This window comes from Shinella sp. 838, from assembly GCF_029623935.1.
Lineage (GTDB): Bacteria > Pseudomonadota > Alphaproteobacteria > Rhizobiales > Rhizobiaceae > Shinella.
The window spans coordinates 614572-631800 of sequence record NZ_JARSBQ010000001.1; the positions used below are offsets into that span (position 1 = coordinate 614572).

The 17229-nt window shown below is 64.7% G+C and carries 17 protein-coding genes and 1 pseudogene; 7 read left to right on the plus strand and 11 right to left on the minus strand.

Translation table 11 applies throughout. The features are described from left to right. Positions 1–109: 109 nt before the first annotated feature. From P9A16_RS02905 to der, 3 genes are all read left to right on the plus strand, one after another. Positions 110–694, plus strand: coding sequence for an NnrU family protein (locus P9A16_RS02905; protein ID WP_023515063.1), 585 nt, complete (start codon positions 110–112; stop codon positions 692–694). 101 nt (positions 695–795) lie between these two features. Further along, complete coding sequence (locus tag P9A16_RS02910) at positions 796–1467, plus strand: tetratricopeptide repeat protein (protein WP_023515064.1); 672 nt, start codon at positions 796–798, stop codon at positions 1465–1467. Between the two features lie 91 nt (positions 1468–1558). Beyond that, entirely contained in the window at positions 1559–2992 is a 1434-nt protein-coding gene (gene der, locus P9A16_RS02915) for a ribosome biogenesis GTPase Der (RefSeq protein WP_023515065.1), read from the plus strand. On the opposite strand, the gene P9A16_RS02920 is transcribed toward der, so the two are convergent. The 4 genes from P9A16_RS02920 to P9A16_RS02935 all read right to left on the minus strand — a co-directional run bounded on the left by P9A16_RS02920 (position 2943) and on the right by P9A16_RS02935 (position 6518). After that, positions 2943–3809, minus strand: a complete 867-nt coding sequence (locus P9A16_RS02920) for an AraC family transcriptional regulator (protein ID WP_023515066.1) — start codon at positions 3807–3809, stop codon at positions 2943–2945. The genes der and P9A16_RS02920 overlap by 50 nt on opposite strands. 56 nt (positions 3810–3865) lie before the next feature. Beyond that, positions 3866–4417 (minus strand): YbhB/YbcL family Raf kinase inhibitor-like protein, encoded by a 552-nt coding sequence (locus tag P9A16_RS02925; RefSeq protein WP_023515067.1) that lies wholly within the window; start codon positions 4415–4417, stop codon positions 3866–3868. A gap of 98 nt (positions 4418–4515) precedes the next feature. Next, entirely contained in the window at positions 4516–5430 is a 915-nt protein-coding gene (locus tag P9A16_RS02930; protein WP_023515068.1) for a sugar kinase, read from the minus strand. 83 nt (positions 5431–5513) lie between these two features. Beyond that, complete coding sequence (locus P9A16_RS02935) at positions 5514–6518, minus strand: Ldh family oxidoreductase (RefSeq protein WP_023515069.1); 1005 nt, start codon at positions 6516–6518, stop codon at positions 5514–5516. 149 nt (positions 6519–6667) lie between these two features. Here P9A16_RS02935 and bglA point away from each other — a divergent pair, with 149 nt between their 5' ends. Further along, the gene (gene bglA, locus P9A16_RS02940; protein WP_023515070.1) at positions 6668–8311 is read left to right on the plus strand and encodes a beta-galactosidase BglA; all 1644 of its coding nucleotides are present in this window, start codon (positions 6668–6670) and stop codon (positions 8309–8311) included. A gap of 24 nt (positions 8312–8335) precedes the next feature. Here bglA and P9A16_RS02945 read toward each other — a convergent pair. The 4 genes and pseudogenes from P9A16_RS02945 to P9A16_RS02960 all read right to left on the minus strand — a co-directional run. Continuing rightward, positions 8336–8560: pseudogene (locus P9A16_RS02945) on the minus strand (DUF2442 domain-containing protein); the annotation flags it as partial. After that, a complete protein-coding gene (locus tag P9A16_RS35770; protein ID WP_443021630.1) occupies positions 8541–8858 on the minus strand; it encodes a DUF4160 domain-containing protein in 318 nt (105 codons plus the stop codon). The gene P9A16_RS35770 and the pseudogene P9A16_RS02945, both read right to left, overlap by 20 nt. Positions 8859–8927: 69 nt before the next feature. After that, positions 8928–10622, minus strand: a complete 1695-nt coding sequence (gene ade / locus P9A16_RS02955) for an adenine deaminase (protein ID WP_023515348.1) — start codon at positions 10620–10622, stop codon at positions 8928–8930. Between the two features lie 90 nt (positions 10623–10712). Then, complete coding sequence (locus tag P9A16_RS02960) at positions 10713–11582, minus strand: aldose 1-epimerase family protein (RefSeq protein ID WP_023515349.1); 870 nt, start codon at positions 11580–11582, stop codon at positions 10713–10715. A gap of 181 nt (positions 11583–11763) precedes the next feature. Between P9A16_RS02960 and P9A16_RS02965 the strand changes: the two genes are divergently transcribed. The 3 genes from P9A16_RS02965 to P9A16_RS02975 are packed head-to-tail and all read left to right on the plus strand — an operon-like array spanning position 11764 to position 14325. Further along, positions 11764–12264, plus strand: a complete 501-nt coding sequence (locus P9A16_RS02965; protein ID WP_023515350.1) for a GNAT family N-acetyltransferase — start codon at positions 11764–11766, stop codon at positions 12262–12264. Between the two features lie 31 nt (positions 12265–12295). Further along, positions 12296–12706, plus strand: coding sequence for a thiol-disulfide oxidoreductase DCC family protein (locus P9A16_RS02970; RefSeq protein WP_037405741.1), 411 nt, complete (start codon positions 12296–12298; stop codon positions 12704–12706). Further along, positions 12703–14325 (plus strand): SDR family oxidoreductase, encoded by a 1623-nt coding sequence (locus P9A16_RS02975; RefSeq protein WP_023515352.1) that lies wholly within the window; start codon positions 12703–12705, stop codon positions 14323–14325. The genes P9A16_RS02970 and P9A16_RS02975 overlap by 4 nt, the downstream gene beginning before the upstream one ends. A gap of 57 nt (positions 14326–14382) precedes the next feature. Here the strand turns inward: P9A16_RS02975 and P9A16_RS02980 are convergent, their stop codons facing one another. From P9A16_RS02980 to P9A16_RS02990, 3 genes are all read right to left on the minus strand, one after another. After that, a complete protein-coding gene (locus P9A16_RS02980) occupies positions 14383–15708 on the minus strand; it encodes an aspartate aminotransferase family protein (RefSeq protein ID WP_023515353.1) in 1326 nt (441 codons plus the stop codon). A 188-nt stretch (positions 15709–15896) separates the two neighbouring features. Further along, a complete protein-coding gene (locus P9A16_RS02985; protein ID WP_024270165.1) occupies positions 15897–16235 on the minus strand; it encodes an ArsR/SmtB family transcription factor in 339 nt (112 codons plus the stop codon). A 183-nt stretch (positions 16236–16418) separates the two neighbouring features. Beyond that, on the minus strand, positions 16419–17183 hold the full coding sequence (locus P9A16_RS02990) for a HugZ family pyridoxamine 5'-phosphate oxidase (RefSeq protein WP_023515625.1): 765 nt from the start codon (positions 17181–17183) through the stop codon (positions 16419–16421). Between the last annotated feature and the right edge of the window lie 46 nt (positions 17184–17229).

Here is a 17229-nt window from a genome sequence, read left to right on the forward strand (position 1 = left end):
TCATGGTTTGCGAATGCGGCAATCCTTTGATCGGGCTGGAATTGTCGCCTTGCGGAAGCTATTCCAGAAGAAACGGCCGCGGGCCGCGCTTTCTTCAAGGGGCATTTTCATGACGTTGCTCATCGCCGGTCTTGTTCTTTTCATCGCCACCCATCTTCTGCGGCCCTTTGCGCCGGGCCTGCGCAATGCCGGCATCGCCGTCCTCGGCAAGCCGGGCTGGATGGCCCTGCATGGCATCGTCTCGCTGCTCAGCCTCGTGCTCATCGCCTATGGCTTCGTCGACGCGCGCGAGAACGGCGGCGAGATGCTTTATTTCCCGCCGACCTTCCTGTCGCATATCGCGCTGACGCTGATGCTGATCGCCTCGATCTGTCTCGTCGCCGGCTTGCTGCCGGCGGGGCATATCCGCACGAAGCTGAAGTTCCCGCTGCTCATCGCCATCAAGACCTGGGCGCTGGCGCATCTTCTGGCGAACGGCGAGAGCTATTCGGTACTGCTCTTCGTGACGATCCTCGCCTGGGCGGTCATCCTGCGCATCACGCTGAAGAAGCGCATCGCCGCCGGGGAGACGAAGCTGCCGGTTTTCGTCTCGGCGAAATATGACCTGATCTCCATCGTCGTCGGCCTCGCGCTCTATGTCGCGATCGTCTTCAAGCTTCACGAATGGGTGATCGGCGTTCCACCCCTGCCGTGATCATCGCCTGATCCCCGGCTTTTCGCGCCTGCCCCCTTACAACGCCGTCAAAATGGGGTAGAAGGCGCTAACTTTAAGCGTGAATTCGAGCCGGGCAGAACATGGCAAATCAGGACGACAGCTTTATCCGTGAGGTGAACGAGGAACTGCGCTCCGACCAGATGCGTCTGGTGTGGAAGCGTTTCGGTCGCATCCTCATCGGCGCCGCCGTCCTCGTGGTCCTCGGCACGATCGGCAAGGTGAGCTACGATTACTGGCGCGACAGCGAGGCTTCTGCCGCCGGCGACAGCTTCCTGGCTGCCCTGACGCTCGCCCGCGACGGCAAGAACGAAGAGGCGCTCGCCGCGCTGACCGCGCTGGAAAAGGACGGCTTCGGCTCCTATCCGGTGCTGGCACGCATGCGCTCCGCCTCGCTGCTGGCGACGACGGACGCGCAGGGTGCCGTCAATGCCTTCACGGCAATCGCAAAGGACAGCTCCGTACCGCAGGCGCTGCGCGATGCCGCGCGTCTTCGTGCCGCCTACCTTCTCGTCGATAGCGGCACCTATGATCAGGTTTCCGCCGAAGCCGAGCAGCTTGCGACGCCCCAGAGCGCGCTGCGCCACTCCGCACGCGAGGTTCTCGGCCTGTCCGCCTTCAAACATGAGGACTATGCGCGGGCCAAGGAATGGTTCGACGCAATCATCGCCGACAGCGAAAGCCCGCGCAATGTCGCCAACCGGGCGCAGATGCTGCTTGACCTGATCGCCGCAAGCGGCAAGCTGTCCTCCTGATCTCGTATCGTTTTTATGCAGTTCCGGATGAAAGACCGCTTCGCCCTTTTACCGGAATTGCTTTAGCCGGCCACCGAAACGGAACACATCCATGAGCTTCACCGTCGCCATTGTCGGACGCCCCAATGTCGGCAAGTCCACCCTGTTCAACAGGCTCGTGGGCAAGAAGCTCGCGCTTGTCGACGACACGCCCGGCGTCACGCGGGACCGCCGCCCGGGCGATGCGCGCCTCATCGACCTGAAATTCCGCATTATCGACACCGCCGGCCTCGAAGAGGCTGCGCCCGAGACGCTGCAGGGCCGCATGCGTGCCCAGACGGAGGCGGCGATCGACGAGGCCGACCTCTCGCTCTTCGTCGTCGATGCCAAGACGGGCCTGACCCCCGTCGATACGGCGCTCGCCGACATGCTGCGCCGCAAGGGCAAGCCCGTCGTGCTCGTCGCCAACAAGTCGGAAGCGCGTGGCTCCGACGGGGGCTTCTACGATTCCTATACGCTCGGCCTTGGCGAACCGACGGCGATTTCCGCCGAGCACGGTCAGGGCATGCTCGACCTGCGCGACGCCATCGTCGCGGCGATTGGCGAGGAGCGCGCCTATCCCGAAGACGACGAGGCCGTCACCGATGTTGACGTGCGTGCGGAAGCTGCCGCCGAAGGCGCCGAGCAGGACGAGGATTTCGAACCGGAATATGACGAGACGAAGCCGCTGCGCGTCGCCATCGTCGGCCGCCCGAATGCCGGCAAGTCCACGCTGATCAACCGCTTCCTCGGCGAGGACCGGCTGCTGACCGGCCCGGAGGCCGGCATCACGCGCGATTCGATTTCCGTCGAATGGGACTGGAAAGGCCGGACGATCAAGATGTTCGACACGGCCGGCATGCGGCGCAAGGCGAAGGTGCAGGAAAAGCTGGAGAAGCTTTCCGTCGCCGATGGCCTGCGCGCCATCCGCTTTGCCGAGACCGTCGTCATCGTCTTCGATGCGACCATTCCCTTCGAGAAGCAGGATCTCCAGATCGTCGATCTCGTGTTGCGCGAGGGCCGCGCCGCCGTGCTCGCCTTCAACAAGTGGGACCTGATCGACGACCCGCAGGCCGTGCTTGCGGAGCTGCGTGAGAAGACCGACCGCCTCTTGCCGCAGGCACGCGGCATCCGCGCCGTGCCGGTGTCCGGCCAGACCGGCCGTGGTCTCGACAAGCTGATGCAGGCCGTCATCGACACGGACCGCACCTGGAACCGCCGCATCTCCACCGCCAAGCTCAACCGCTGGCTGGATGCGCAGCAGACGCAACATCCGCCGCCGGCCGTTTCCGGCCGCCGCCTGAAGCTGAAATATATGACGCAGGTGAAGGCTCGTCCGCCGGGCTTCATGATCTCCTGCACGCGCCCTGATGCGCTGCCGGAATCCTATATCCGCTACCTGACGAACGGCCTGCGCAACGACTTCAATCTGCCGGGCGTGCCGATCCGCATCCATTTCAGGGCGACGGACAATCCGTTCGCGTCAAAGGCGAAGAAGAAGCGCTGACGTCCGGACCTGGCCTGATGTGCCCGCGGATTGCGCTCGGTGCGAAGCCGAAGCGCGCGCGAAACCGCGCCGCAAAGCGGGATTGCGATTCATAGCCGACTGCGTCCGCGATGCGCAGGACCGAGAGTTCGGTCGATTGCAGGAGCTGCATGGCGATCGACATGCGCACGTCGATCAGGAGCGTCTGGAACGACCATTTTTCTGCTGCAAGCCTGCGCCGCAGCGTTGCCTCGCTGACGCCGGTGGACGTGCAGATGCGGGCACTCGTCCAGTCGCCCTGCGGATCGCTGGAGATGAGGTCGCGCACGCGATCGCTGAAGAGAACCGGCCTTGGCACCGCAAATCGCGCCCCTGAAAGATCGAGCCAGAGCAGGAGTTCATCGATACGGTGGCGGACGATCTCGGCGGGGGTGCTGTCGGGGTCCCCGATTGCCCGTGCGCAATCGGCAAAGGCGCCGCGAAAGCCCGTGTGCATGCTCAGGACAGGGAAGGCGCGCGGGAAGGGTTGGCCTTTGCCGGGCTTTCCGGCAAAGGCCGCGACGGTGTCGGGCTCGAAGGCGATCCAGCGGGCCTCGTAGGCGCGCTCGCCATCGGCGGCATTCACCACGTCGAAGGTCTCGCCCTGCGCAAGCGCAATGCAGCCGCCCGCCGGCACCACCCATTCCTCCGCGCCGCTGCGCAGGATTTTTGTCCCGTGCTCGACGAGGATGAGGAGGGGGCGATTGATCAGGATATTGGCGTATCGCAGCCGGTTGTACTGCACGATGCGGGCCGAGGCGCCGATATCGGGGCGTATGGCGATCTTCATCTGGTCCATCCAGTCTCGTGTCCGAGCCTATCGCGCCTCGGCGGGCCCGGACAAGACGCCTGCCGTCAGCGTCTGCCCTTCGCCGAGAGGGTGGCGGTGGCGAGTGCGTTCATGGTGCTGACGAAACCGACCATGGCGGGCGTGGCATTGTCCGGTACGGGCAGCTTGTCGATGCCAAGCGCCTTCACCGTTATCGTATAGTCGTGTTCCGGCCCTTGCGGCGGGCAGGCGCCAAGAAAGCCCGGTGTGCCCATGTCCGTCGGTGTCATGCGCGCGCCTGCGGGCAGTGCGGCCTTTCCGCTTCCCGCACCGGCGGCAAGCGACGTGGCGCCGGCAGGCAGGTCCACCACGACCCAGTGCCACCAGCCCGAGCCGGTTGGTGCATCCTTGTCGTAGATCGTCACGACAAAGCTGCGGGTGCCCTCCGGTGCGTTCGACCACTGGATGTCCGGCGAGAGATTTTCGCCGGTACAGCCCATGATGTCGGCGAATTGGGGCGGCTGGACGGTTCCGGAGGCGAAGGCCTTGCTGGTAACGGTAAAATCGGCCGCTTGTGCTGCCGGTGAGCAAAGGGAAAGCGTGGCGGCAAGCGCCGCGACGAAGCGTGGTGTCGTCATGGATCGATCCTGTCCTTGATGAGAGACAGGAAAAGACTAGGGCGGATTTGCGCCCGTGTCGGCGCCCGACCGATCGATTTTGGCACCGATCCGATCAATCAGCCGTTCGGTAGCTTGTCCCTTGCCACCAGGGCACCGTGATGCTGGATGACGGCAGCTGCGACATCCGCGGCGAAGCGGGCGGCCTCTTCCGGCGATGCCCCCGTCGCAAGGCGGGCGAGGAAGGCGCCGTTGAAGCTGTCGCCGGCACTGGTCGTATCGACGATCTTTTCCACCCGGGCGGAGGGGGCATGGCTGCGCTTTTCGCCGAAGACAAGGGTTGCGCCCTCTGCGCCGTCCTTCACGACCAGCCCGGCGACGCCGAGCGCCCGGTAGCGCGCGATGGTCTCCTCGAGGCCGGAATCGCCGAAATGCGTCGTCTCGTCGTCGAGGCTTGGCATGACCAGCGTTGCGGCGCGCGCGCCCGCGGTGATCGTCGCGCGCATGCGCTCGGCATCGTCCCAAAGACGCGGGCGGATGTTCGGGTCGAAGGCGACGCGTTTTCCTGCGGCCTTGGCACGCCTGAGTTCGGCGAGCAGCGTTTCGACATCTTCCTCCGGCAGGATCGCCAGCGTGATGCCGGAAAACACGACGATGTCCGAGGCGTCGACGGCGGCGCGCAACCGGTCGCCGTCGCGCGCCAGAAGCTTTGCTGCCGAGACGGAGCGCCAGTAGGAGAAGCTGCGTTCGCCGTCCTTCAGGTGGATCATGTAAAGGCCGGGCGAGCGGCCCTCGATGCGAGCCATATGCTGCGTGCCGATGTGGTGTCCATCCATGAAGGCCAGCATTTCGTCGGAGATCATGTCGGTGCCGACGGCCGAGAAATAATCGACGCTCCAGTCAGCCGGCAGGTACTGGCGGGCATAGTAGGCGGTGTTGAACGTGTCGCCGGCAAAGCTCTTGCGCATGAGGCCACCTTCGGCCTGCATCAGTTCCACCATGCATTCGCCGATCGTCAGCAGGCGTGCCGCCATATCCGAAAGTCCTCCCGACCCGCGCATTTCCGGATGAAGCGGCGTTGCTTCTGTCCTGGAAAATACGGTCAATACAAAACGCTCTAGTTGCGCCGGAAAGAGGAAATACTGTCAAAGAGTTGGCGGGGCAAGACGATACCGCCGCTTTCCGCCTGCCGTTGCCGCTCCACGCGGTCGAGGCCGGGGATGTGCACGCCATAGATGCTGGAAAGCCGTTCCACCTGGTCGGCGAAGCGGGTGGAAAAACCGTCGGCGAGAAGCTGCGGGGCGAGCGCGAGGATGAAGAGGCCGACGCCGGGGGAAGCCTCGCCCGCCTGGAAGTCCGGGGCATCCAGCGACCAGTTTGCGCCGGTGAGGCCGGCGGCGAGCACCTCCACCATGAGGGCGACATTGGCGCCGCGCGTTCCGCCGAAGGCGAGCAGGGCCCCCTTCATTGCGGCGAAGGGATCGGTGGTCGGCTCCCCCTCCTGGTCGAGCGCCCACCCCGCGGGAATGGTTTCGCCCCGGGCGGCCGCCTCACGGATCTTCACATAGGCGGTGGCGCTGGAAGCCTGGTCGACCAGCAGGAAGCGCCCGTCGGCGAGTGGGGCGGCGAAGGCCAGCGGGTTGGTGCAAAAGACGGGCAGGCGGCTGCCTGCGCCGGCCAGCAACGCCGGCCCGTTGGTTGCCGCGATCGCGACAAGACCTTCCCGGGCAAGCTGCGCGGCATACCAGCCGAGTTCACCGGTGGTGTAACTGTTCTGGACGGTGAAGACGGCGACGCCGAACGCCTTCGCCTTCGTTACCAGTTCCTCGTGGGCGATCGAAAAGCCATGCTGGGCCACGCCGCCCATCGCGTCGCATTTCACGATGGCGGGAACCGGGGAGGTGAGGAGCGGTTCCGCCCGTCCGGTAATCCGTCCATCGACAAGGCCGCGCAGGTAATCCGTCAGATGTGCAAAGCCGATCGCGCTCTTGCCCGCCATTTCGGCATCCACGGTGGCATCGGCAAGGGCCGTGGCTGCGGTCTCCACCATGCCGACGCGTATCAGCGCCGTTCGGGCAAGGTCGCGTGCGTCCTGCGGGGAAAGGGTGACGGCATCGGTCATGGGGTCAACCTTCTCTCTGGAATTTGCCGGCATCATCCCGATCGACCCGGCTTGCGTCAACCTTCGAAAAATCGGGGGGCTGCCGTTTACGGCCCGCGGGGGCCGCGTTACATCTTGCCGAAGGCAACTGGCAACCGGAGCGAAAAGGCATGGCGAAGCCCCGTAGGACGGTCGACGATTGGTGGCGCGGCGCGGTGATCTATCAGGTCTATCCCCGTTCCTTCCAGGATACGACCGGCGACGGCATGGGAGATCTCCGGGGCATCACGAAACGGCTCGGGCACATCGCCTCGCTCGGCGTTGATGCGATCTGGCTCTCGCCTTTCTTCAAGTCGCCGATGGCGGACATGGGCTATGACGTCTCCGACTATTGCGACGTCGACCCGATGTTCGGCACACTCGCCGATTTCGACGCGATGCTGGCGGAGGCCCATCGCCTCGGCCTCAAGGTCATCATCGACCAGGTGATCTCGCACACATCGGACCAGCATCCCTGGTTCGTCGAAAGCCGCTCCAGCCGGGGCAATCCAAAGGCGGACTGGTATGTCTGGGCCGATCCCAAGCCGGACGGCACGGCGCCCAACAACTGGCTGTCGATCTTCGGCGGGCCGGGCTGGGAATGGGACGGCGTGCGCAAGCAATACTACATGCACAACTTCCTGACCTCGCAGCCCGATCTCAACTTCCACAATCCGGATGTGCAGGACGCGCTTTTGAAGACCGTGCGCTTCTGGCTGGATCGCGGCGTGGACGGCTTCCGCCTCGACACGGTGAATTTCTACTTCCACGACAGGAAGTTGCGCGACAACCCGCCGCACGAGCCCGACCCGGATGCGACCGGCCTCGATGCGCCTGATGTCAATCCCTATGGAATGCAGACCCATCGCTATGACAAGACGCAGCCGGAGAACGTCGATTTCCTGAAGCGTTTTCGCGCGCTGCTCGACGAATACGAAGGCCGTGCGACGGTGGGCGAGGTGGGCGATGGTGCGCGCTCGCTGAAGACCGTCGCCGATTACACGAGCGGTGGCGACAAGCTGCACATGTGCTACACGTTCGATCTTCTCGGGCCCGATTTCACCGCCGATCACGTCCGCAAATGCGTCCAGGGCTTTCAGCGCGCGGTAACGGATGGCTGGGTCTGCTGGGCTTTTTCCAATCACGACGTCAACCGCCATGTCAGCCGCTTCATCCGGGCGCCGGAAGAGCGCGAACGCGTCGCCAAGCTCGCCATTACCCTGCTGTCGACCTTGCGTGGTTCGATCTGCCTCTACCAGGGCGAGGAACTCGGCCTCACCGAAGCCGACCTCGCCTTCGAGGACCTGCGTGATCCCTATGGCATCCGCTTCTGGCCGGCCTTCAAGGGCCGCGACGGATGCCGCACGCCGATGCCCTGGCAACATGGCGAGGCCCATGCCGGCTTCAGCGCCGGAAAACCCTGGCTGCCGGTGCCGGAGGACCATGCGCGGCTTGCCGTCGACCTGCAGGAGAAGACCGCCGGTTCGGTGCTCAACCACTACCGCGCCACACTCGCCTTCCGCAGGGAGCACGAGGTTCTGCACGACGGCGACATGGCCTTCCTGCACTCCAACCACGACATCCTTGCCTTCACCCGCGAGAAGGGCGGCGAGAAACTGCTCTTCGTCTTCAACCTGACGCATGAAAAGGCCGAATTCGTGCCGGCCAAGTCGCTGAAGCTTGGCGCACCGCTTTCGGCGCCGGGCTTCGGTGCAAAGCTGAAGGACGGGGCGATCGAGCTGGACGGGCTCGATATGGCATGCGTGCGGCTGTGAAGATCGGGCGGCCGGGCGTTTCAGCGTCCGGTCGCCGCGGCCGGCAAGGAGCCCGGCAATCGAGATGTCTTCGTCCAGGCTATCCCAGTGAATGCCGCCCGCGCTGAGTTCGTAGCTTAGACGTGCGGCTTTGTTTGCAGCGAGAAGGCGAGGCAACCAGGCAAGGGGAATACCAAGCGTCCGGCCATCATCCAGCGATACCCACATCGTATCATCGTTGAGGTGAATCTCAGTTGCTGAAATATTCACGCCACGTCGTCTCGATAAGCTGTCTGTTGTCGATGACAAGGCGCAGGATGGAAGAAAGCTCCTCGCTGTTGAAGCCATGGCTTTCCGTGACGCCGATCGACGGCTCCAACCATACTTTCGCAATGGCGCCGCCGCCCCTGACATGTATGTGCAAGGGGTCCCTCGGATCGCTTCGTTCGAACAGAAGAAGAACTTGAGGTCCTTGTAAGTAAATACGGTCGGCATTCCGGCCTTCCGGATCGGTTTTGCCGCAGAATTTACCGAGTTCCGCGCAGTCGTCTTCAGCGCAATCCGTTATTCGGCTGGCCTTGTCGCAACGGCCGCTTTTGGGCGAAGGAGTGTCTCCCGGAAAGTCGAGAGCTGCAGTTCAATCCATCAGCATGAACCGGTCCACGTCCACCATTCCACGGTCCGAAATCTTGAGATGCGGGATCACGGGCAGCGGCAGGAAGGCCAGCTGGAGGAAGGGCTCCTCCAGTGTGGCGCCCAGCGCGAAGGCGGCCTGGCGCAGGTGGTGCAGCGTGTCGCGGACGGTTTCGTAGGGTTCCAGGCTCATCAGACCGGCGACGGGCAGTGCGATCTCGCCCGTTACCTTGCCGTTCTCCACGACCACGAAGCCGCCCTTGATCTCGCCGAGACGGTTGGCGGCGAGCGCCATGTCGTCCTCGTCGACGCCGACGACGCAGATATTGTGGCTGTCGTGGCCGACCGTCGACGCGATGGCGCCCTTCTTCAGCCCGAAGCCCTGTACGAAGCCATTGGCGTGGTTGCCGTTCTTGCCGTGGCGCTCGATGACGGCGACCTTGATGATGTCCTGCGCGAGATCGACGGTCGTCTGGTTGCCCCTGGCGGGCAACCGATAGCGGCGATGTTCGGTGATGATCTTGCCCGGCAGGACGCCGATCACGGGCGTCTCGCCGTCGGTGACGGGTACGGCGAAATGGGCGGCGTTGACCGGGCGGGCCTTGACGCTGTCGAGCCCGACCGGCGCGACGGGCCGGCGTGTCGCAAAGAGCGTATCGTCCACCCTGCGGCCGGCGGAAAGGACCATCTCGGCCTTGCAGTTCTCAAGCGTGTCGATGACGACGAGGTCGGCGCGCCAGCCGGGCGCGACGAGGCCGCGGTCACGCAGCCCGAAGGCTTTGGCCGCCGAGATCGAGGCAGCGCGGTAGACGGCGAGCGGCGCGCGCCCATGGCCGATGGCGGTGCGGATCATGTAGTCGAGATGGCCCTGTTCGGCGATGTCGAGCGGGTTGCGGTCGTCCGTGCACAGTGCGATGAAAGGTGAGAGACGCTCGGTGATGACGGGCAGCAGCGCCAGAAGGTCCTTGGAGACCGAGCCCTCGCGCACGAGGATATGCATGCCCTTGCGGATTTTCTCCAGCGCCTCCTCGGCGGTCGTGCACTCGTGCTCCGTGCGGATGCCGGCGGCAAGATAGCCGTTGAGATCCTTGCCGGAGAGCAGCGGCGCATGTCCGTCGATATGACCGCCCTGGAAGGCCTCCAGCTTGGCGAGACAGACGGGATCCTTGTGGATGACGCCGGGGAAATTCATGAACTCTGCAAGGCCGATGACCTTCGGATGGTCGCGGAAGGGCAACAGGCGTTCGATCGGAAGGTCGGCGCCCGATGTCTCCAGATGCGTCGCCGGCACGCAGCTCGATAGCTGCACGCGGATGTCCATGATTGTTTCCAGAGCGCTGTCGAGGAAGAACTCGATGCCTTCCGTGCCGAGCACGTTGGCGATCTCGTGCGGGTCGCAGATCACGGTCGTCACGCCATAGGGCAACACGCAACGGTCGAATTCGTGCGGGGTGACGAGCGAGGATTCGATGTGCAGATGCGTGTCGATGAAACCGGGCACGACGATGCGGCCTGAAATGTCGATTTCCTCGCGGCCTTCATAGCCGCCGCAGGTGCCGACGATGCGGTCGCCCGAAATGGCGATATCGGAGGCGACGAGGTCGCCTGTCACGAGATCGAAGAACCGCCCGCCCTTCAGCACGATATCGGCGGGCTCCCGGCCTGTCCCCTGATCGATGAAGTGTTCCAAGTCGGTCATGGCGAAGTCTCCCGATTCCATTGCGGGAAGACTCTAGCGGGGTAGCGGCAAGAAAAAAGGGCCGTTGCTTCGAATTGTGCGTGTGTCGGCTCAGACCGGGAAGGTGACGGTGAAGGCGAAGTGCGCCTGCGCGCCCGCTGCAAGCATTGTCGTAGAGGGCCTGTCTTTCAATTCGCGCGATCCGCCATATTCCGCCGCCGTGCCATGCCAGGGCTCGACGCAGAGGAACGGTGCGCCGGGCTTGGTCCACAGCGCGAGGTTCGGCAGGTTCTCGAAGCGGAAGGCCAGTGCGGGGCCGCCTTCGGCCTGGAAGGTCAGGCTGCTGCCCGCGCCTTCGGGGAAAACCAGGGCGTCGTCGATGAAGAGATCAGGGGAGAGCACGAGCCGGCCCGCTGAGAAGGGCGAGGCGGTGCGGCCTTGCGACAGCAGGCCTTTTTCCAGTGGCTGGCGCTGCGGCTCTCCGCCATTGTCGAGTGTGACGACATGCGGCTTTCCCGCTGCACCGGGCAGGGGCCAGATGAAGGCGGGATGAAAGCCGAAGCCGAAGGGCATGGCGGACGTGCCGCGGTTCTCGACCTCTGCGGCCACGGTAAGGGTCGGGCCGTCGAGGCTGTGCTCGACGGTGAGCAGGAAATCGAACGGATAGACGGCGCGGGTTTCGTCAGAAGCCTCCAGGCTGTAGCGGCAGAGCGTGTCGCTTGCCGTGGTCAGCGAAAACTCCCGGCGCCTTGCAAAACCGTGCTGCGTCATCGCATGGGGATTGCCGTCAATGAGGATCGTGTCGTCGGGTGCCTTGCCGACGATCGGGAAGAGCACGGGCGAGCGGCCCGTCCAGAAGGCGGCGTCGCCGTTCCATAGCCATTCCGCCGCGTCTCGGGTCGTAATCGACTGCATTTCTGCGCCGAGCGATGACACATCGACCGACAGATGGTCGTTCTCTATGCGGGTCGTGGTCGGCATCGGCTCGTCCTCTCGGTTTCCGGCGCGCACAATAGCCCCAAAAGCACCCGGACTTGCAAGGACTATCCGGCCATGGCTAAAGCATGCCGGAAAGAGGGTGCGCTGGCTCTGTGACCGGCATCGGGCCCCTGGGCGATCGCAATGTGGTTTGGGTGCGCCTGCGCCAGCGAGGAGGAAACAGATGCAGCCGGCATGGACCACGAGGGTACCGGGATCTTCTGAAATCGGGGCGCTGGCGCAGCTTTGGTTCGAGGGGTGGCAGGACGCACATGCGGCGGTGCTTCCGGCCGCGCTGGCCCGCCTGCGCACGCAGCAGAGCTTTGCCGACCGCCTGCCAGCCATGCTTGCGGATACACGCGTCATCGGGGAGCCCGGCGCCGTGCTCGGCTTCTGCACCATCCGGCATGACGAACTCGACCAGCTCTTCGTGGCGGCGACGGGGCGCGGCAGCGGGGTTGCTGCGGCGCTCGTGGCGGATGCAGAACGGCGCCTTGCCGCCCACGGTATGACGACCGCCTGGCTCGCTTGCGCGATCGGCAACCACCGTGCCGCGCGGTTTTACGAGAAATGCGGCTGGCACCTTGCCGCGACCGTCGTCCATCGGCTGGGCACGACCGAAGGACCTTTTGACCTGGAGGTCTGGCGCTATGAAAAGCAGCTTTCTGCAGCGGTTGCGGATTGATGGCGCGTCGCCGCCATCCTATGTTGAGGGTATGACCCGGAACGACGCGGCAGGACCGATCATCGTCTTCGATGCGGAGTGCATTCTCTGCTCGGCCAATGCGCAGTTCGTGCTGCGGCATGATCGTGCCCGGCGGTTCCGCCTTGCCTCCATGCAGAATGCGGTCGGTGCGGCGCTCTATCGTCACTTCGGCATCGATCCCGCCAATCCCGAATCGATGATCATCGTGGACGGCGACCGGTTGCTGAAGGACAGCGATGCGGTGCTGGCGATCTATGCCGGGCTCGGCTGGCCCTGGAAGGCTCTGTCCTTGCTGCGGTTCATCCCGCGCGCCCTGCGGGACCCGGTCTACCGCTGGCTGGCGCGCAACCGTTACAGGCTGTTCGGGCGGCGGGATGCCTGCTGGATACCCGCGCCGGAGGATGCGGACCGGGTGTTGTGAGGCGCGTCATCGTTCTCGGCGGTTATGGCGGCTTCGGCGCCCGGCTCTCGCGGCGGCTGGCGGCGGATGGTTGGGAAGTGCTGATCGCCGGCCGTGACGGCGGTGCTGCCGCGCGTCTCGCCGCGGATTTGCCGAATGCCGTGGGGCTGGTGGCCGATCGCAATGGCGATCTCGGTTCCCTCCTCGAAGACCACCATCCGATTTTGCTGATCGATGCGGCAGGCCCTTTTCAGGGCAGCGGCGACCACGTTGCGGAGGCGTGCATCGCGCGGGGCGTGCACTATGTCGATCTTGCCGATGCGCGGGATTTCGTCTGCGGCATCGGCCGGCTGGATGCCGCGGCGCGGGCGGCGGGCGTCGTGGTGATCTCCGGCGGTTCCAGCGTGCCGGCGCTTTCGGGAGCGATCATCGCAGGGCTTGCGACAGATATGCGCCGGGTGTGTTCGGTCGAAATGTCGATCAGCGCTTCGAACCGGGCGACGGCCGGTGCGTCCGTGGCGGCGGCAATCCTCAGCTATGTCGGAAAGCCGGTGCGTCTCTGGCGCGGCGGACGCTGGCGGCAGGAGACGGGCTGGCACCGGCTGCACCGGCAGGACTACGTGGTTCCCGGCCGTCCATCCATCCGGCGGCGGGTGGCGCTTGCGGACGTGCCGGACCACGATATCGTCCCGGCATCGCTCCCCGGCCGGCCGGCGGGCATTTTTCGTGCGGGCCCTGAATTCTCCTTTCAGCTCCTGACGCTCTGGCTCCTGAGCTGGCCGGTAAAATGGGGATGGCTGCGCTCGCTTTCGCCCCTCTCCCGCTGGCTGCTGCCGCTGCAGAAGCTGAGCGCCCGCTTCGGCACAGACCGCTCGGCGATGGCGGTGGAGGTGAAAGGGATCGTGGGTGATGTGCCGACGAAGCGCCGCTGCACGCTGATTGCGGAAAACGGCGACGGCCCCGAAATCCCGACCATCGCGGCCCATGTTCTGGCCAATGCCATTGCGGCAGGGTGCCTTGCGCCTGGTGCACGGCCGGCGGCCGGCACGGTGCGTCTTGAAGACTTCGCTCCGCATTTCGAAAGGCTTGCGGTCCACCGGGCGATCGACAGCCGGTCTTATGTGCCGCTCTACCGCCGTGTCATCGGCCCGGCCTATGATGCAATGCCACAGCCGGTGCGGGAGATGCATGACGTGATCGGCGATGCCGGTGCCGCCGGCCGGGCGCGCGTGCGCCGGGGTCGTTCCCTGCCGGCGCGGCTTGTCTGCAACGTCATGCGCTTTCCGCCTGAGGGCGAGCACGAACTGCATGTCTCCTTCGAGGAGCGGGACGGCGTCGAGCGCTGGACCCGGGATTTTGCCGGCCGTGCCTTTTCAAGCGAACTCAGCGAGAAGGGGACGCGGCTCGTCGAGCGGTTCGGGCCGATGCGGTTTTCGTTCGACCTGCCGGTGGATGCCGCCGGCCTCACCATGGTGATGCGCGGCTGGTCCGTCTTCGGCCTTCCGATGCCGCTGGTTCTGGCGCCGCGCAGCGTGGCACGCGAATGGGCCGACGGGGAGGATTTCTGCTTCGACGTGCCGATCGCGCTGCCGGGCATCGGCGAAGTCGTGCACTATTCCGGCCGGCTGCGACGGCTGTGATCAAAACGGAAATGGCGGCCGTAGCCGCCATCCCATCCTGCCCATCGGTTTCCCGGATCAGATGTTGTTCTGCAACACCTCGCGCAGCTTGCCGAACAGCTCGTCGATCTCCCGCTTCTCGATGATGAGGGGCGGGGAGAGTGCGATGATGTCGCCCGTCGTGCGGATGAGCAGGCCTTTTTCGTACGCCTTGAGGAAGGCGTTGAAGGCCCGTTTGGTGGGCTCGCCCGGAATGGAGGCGAGCTCGATGGCGCCGATCAGGCCGACATTCCTGATGTCGATGACATTAGGGCAGTCCTTCAGCGAGTGCAGGCCGTCCTCCCAATAGGAGGCGAGTTCGGCGGCACGGGTCAGCAGGCCTTCTTCCTTGTAGGTGTCGAGCGTGCCGAGCGCGGCGGCGCAGGCGATCGGGTTGCCGGAATAGGTATAGCCGTGGAAGAACTCGATCATGTGCTCCGGGCCGTTCATGAAGGCATCATGGATCTCGGAGGTCACGAAGACGGCGCCCATCGGGATCACGCCGTTGGTGAGGCCCTTGGCGGTGGTGATGATGTCCGGCTTCACGTCGAAATACTGCGCAGCAAAGGGCGCACCGAGGCGGCCGAAACCGGTGATGACCTCGTCGAAGATCAGCAGGATGCCGTGCTGCGTGCAGATCTCGCGCAGCTTCTGGAGATAGCCCTTCGGCGGGATGAGCACGCCGGTCGAGCCGGCAACCGGCTCGACGATGACGGCGGCGATGGTGGAGGCGTCGTGCAGGGTGATGATGCGCTGCAGTTCGCTGGCGATGTCGCCGCCATGTTCCGGCTCGCCGCGCGAGAACGCGTTCTTGTCGGGGAAATGGGTGTGTGGCATGTGGTCGACGCCGGTCAGCAGGCTGCCGAACATCTTGCGGTTGGAGACGATGCCGCCGACGGAGATGCCGCCGAAATTGACGCCGTGATAACCGCGTTCGCGGCCGATCAGGCGGGAGCGCGCACCGTCGCCCTTGGCGCGATGATAGGCGAGCGCCACCTTCAGCGCGGTCTCGACCGATTCGGAGCCGGAATTGGTGTAGAGGACGTGGTCCATGCCCTCGGGCGCGATGTCGACGAGGCGGTTGGCAAGCTCGAAGGCCTTCGGATGGCCGAGCTGGAAGGCGGGCGCATAGTCGAGTTCGCCGGCCTGTTCGCGGATCGCCTCGGTGATCTTCGGGCGACAGTGGCCGGCATTGACACACCACAGGCCGGCCGTGCCGTCCAGCACCTGGCGGCCGTCATGGGTGGTGTAATACATGTCCTTGGCGCCGACGAAGAGGCGCGGTTCCTTCTTGAACTGCCGGTTTGCCGTGAACGGCATCCAGAAGGCACGCAGATCGTTGGGGGTGTTGAGGCGGTTGGACATGCGGTCTCTCCGTGATCCTTGAAATGCTCGGGCCTTTGAAAGCGGGGGCCGTCCCGATGGGCGGTGCGGATGGATTTTTTACCCGGTGGTCAAATTATCAAGGCGCTTCCGGGCGTCAAGCGGGTGATTCCAAGCAAAACGCCCCGGCTTTCGGCCGGGGCGTTGCAAGCGGGGTCCGTCTGGGTCCGTCAGGCGATGCGGAGCTTCTTTTCCGTCACGCCGTTGCCATTGACCCTGTAGATGCGGTCAAGCGCGTCGAGAATCGTGAGAACGGCGTCCGACTTGCTCGAATAGTAGATCGTCTGGGCATCGCGACGGGTCGTCACGAGGTTCTGTGCGCGCAGCTTCGACAGATGCTGCGACAGCGCCGACTGGCTGAGGCCGACCTGGTTTGCGAGGGTACCCACGGCGATTTCGCCCTCGACCAGGACCTTCAGGATGAGCAGGCGTTTCGGGTTTGCCATGGCAGACAGAAAGTCGGATGCAACCTCGGCCTGCGCATGTTCTGCGTCTGAAATCTTGTCCATCTGAAACTCCTTTGGGCGTTTCCGCTTCAAATTATGTGATTTTATTTGAATCCGCTTGTTAGCATATAAACAAAATACCCCTCAGCAAGAGCCAGAAATGGGGGTATCCTGCACGCATAGCGATAGACGCTTTTCCGGCCGGAACACGGTGCGCCAAGCGAATTTCACGCAAATACAGGCAGTTCAGCCCGCTGCCCTTGCTTCGTGAAGCAAACGCGCAAGCTCGCTGCGAAGTTCCGTCGCGTGATCAAGTTCCCGTGAGAATTCCAGGCGCTTCAGTTTGTCGCCGCTCGCAAGGTCGATCCCGGCGGCGTCGAGCCCCACAATGACCCAGTCGCCGTCCTTTTCACCGCAGAAATGGCGGGCGTAGATGCCGGCCGCTTCGGCATGGTCGCTGTTCATGTGTTCCACGGCGCCGGTCTCCATATCTGCAAGCGCGCCGCGGGCGGGAGAGCGAATCAGAAGGTCGTCCGCCGTCAGCACGAAGGCCTTGCCGAAGCCGCCGTTGAGATGGGCGCGCAGCGGCACGAGGCGGAAGAAGGCGAAATCGGGGAAATCGACATAGAGTTTCGCCTTGGGATGGCGACGGATGAAGCGTTCGCGCAGCGCCGCATGGGCGGCGCTGTCTCGGGCGACCTCCTCCGCCATGCAGAGAACCGTCAGACGGGGATGGGCGAGGGGATCGCCCTTGCCGGGCTCGCCCGCCAGGAGCGAGGCGCGGGGGTCGCGTCGGAGCGCCTGGGTGTGGACGGAAAGGGCCGAGACGAGGATGACGGGTGTGCCGTCGGTGTCGGTGCCTGTGAGCGTGCGGCTGGCGAAGGGCGCGCCGCTTTCCGGCTCGTTCACGGCGAGTGCGCAACTGCGGGCGGAGCGCAGGAGCGTGCGGGCAAGGCGGCGGGCGTCGTCGTCCGTCTCGCGCAGAACGCTCGGCTTGTCCTTCTCGGTCATGATCTCGCTCCCGTCCTTCCAAGAAAAAAGCAGCGCCCGCGGGGGG